Origin of the sequence: Kitasatospora sp. NPDC051914, assembly GCF_040680995.1 — a bacterium.
In the GTDB taxonomy this organism is placed as follows: Bacteria; Actinomycetota; Actinomycetes; order Streptomycetales; family Streptomycetaceae; genus Kitasatospora.
This window is the reverse complement of record NZ_JBFAXX010000160.1, coordinates 1-1,467: the sequence shown is the minus strand read 5'-3', so window position 1 is coordinate 1,467 and position 1,467 is coordinate 1. Positions and strand designations below refer to the sequence as shown.

General features: G+C 75.7%; 1 protein-coding gene. It reads right to left on the bottom strand.

Annotation, left to right across the window (positions count from 1 at the left end; translation table 11 throughout):
- Positions 1-249 precede the first annotated feature (249 nt).
- A complete protein-coding gene (locus tag AB0M03_RS39620) occupies positions 250-1,122 on the bottom strand; it encodes a universal stress protein (protein ID WP_363501698.1) in 873 nt (290 codons plus the stop codon).
- Between the last annotated feature and the right edge of the window lie 345 nt (positions 1,123-1,467).

The window sequence follows — 1,467 nt, the reverse complement described above, 5'->3', positions numbered from 1 at the left end:
TCGTCCAGCAGGAACACCTTGATCGGGTCGACCGCCCGGGCCGCTGCGCCGTCCGCCATCGCTTCTCCGTACTTCTCGACCCGCCCCCGTGCCGGAGGCAGGCAAAACCGTCAGCAGTTCTGCCGTGCTCCAGCTGGGACAATAGGACAGCAGGGCCCCATTGTCCCAGCGGCGGACAGGACGTGACGGCCGGTCGGGTACGGCGTGCCGGTCGGTGGGCGGGTCGCCGTCGGCGGACCTGCCGGGCGCTCAGTCGTGCGGGACGAGGACCACCGGTGCCTGCGCGTGGTGGAGCACCGCGTGGGCGACCGGTCCGAGCCGCATGCCGATGTGGTGGGGGCGGCGCCGGCGGCCGATCACCACGAGGGCCGCGTCGGCGGAGAGGTCCACCACGGCCGACGAACCGCTGCCCGCCCGGCAGTGCTCGACCACGGTGACCTCGGGGTACTTCTCCCGCCAACCGGCGAGCGCGTCGCCGAGCAGTTCGGCCTCGAGGGCCCGGAACTGCTCCGCCTCCGCCTGCGGCGGCACCCAGCCCGCATAGCCCCAGACCGGCGGGGGGCTCCAGCCGTGGACGGCACGGAGTACCGTGCCGCGGCGGGCGGCCTCGCGGAACGCGAAGTCGATCACGTCGGCGGCCGGGTCGCGGGTGTCGACGCCGAGGACCACCTCGGCCCCGTCGTGCCCGGCGGAGCGCTCCGGTTCGCCGGCGCGGACCAGCACGAGGGGAACGTCGCAGCGGCCGGCGACGGCGAGGCCGACGGAGCCGACCAGCAGTCCCTCGAAGCCGCCGATCCCGCGGGAGCCGAGGACGAGCACGTCCGCCTGCCCGGCGGCCTCGACCAGGACGTCGACCGGATCGCCGCCGCCGATCAGTTCGGTGCGGACGGCCACGTCCGGGCGGGTGCCGCGGACCACTGCCTCCGCATCGGAGAGCATGCGGGCGGCCAGGGCGCGTACGTCCTGGGGCAGGGTGGGGTCGGCGTGGATGTCGTCCAGCCATGTCCGGGCGTGGACCAGCCGGAGCGGCAGCCCGCGGCGGCCGGCCTCGTCGGCGGCCCAGCGGGCGGCCGCGGTGCTTTCGGGCGAGCCGTCGATTCCGGCGAGAACGTGTGCGGACATCGGGTTCTTCTCCTGGGGAGGGCGATTGGAGATGGCGCTGCCCAGCCTCCGGCACCCGGGATCGGCCCGGGCAGGGCCCTGAAGTCCCTTCCCCTGGGCCACAGGTCCCTCCCGGAGGCCGGGATCGTGCCCCCACCGGCCCTGTGTCCGGACGGCCGCACAGGGTGACGATGGATGCGGGCCCGCCGCCGGCGGCCGCCGACGCCGATGCGGAGGAGACCGCAGACATGTCCGCCACCCCGGAGCCGGCGCCCGGCCTCGCCGTCCGCGCCGCCGCCGTCCGCCAGGAGATGACGGACCGGCGCACCCGCCATCACGCCTGGATCCGCGGGCACGGCACCGACC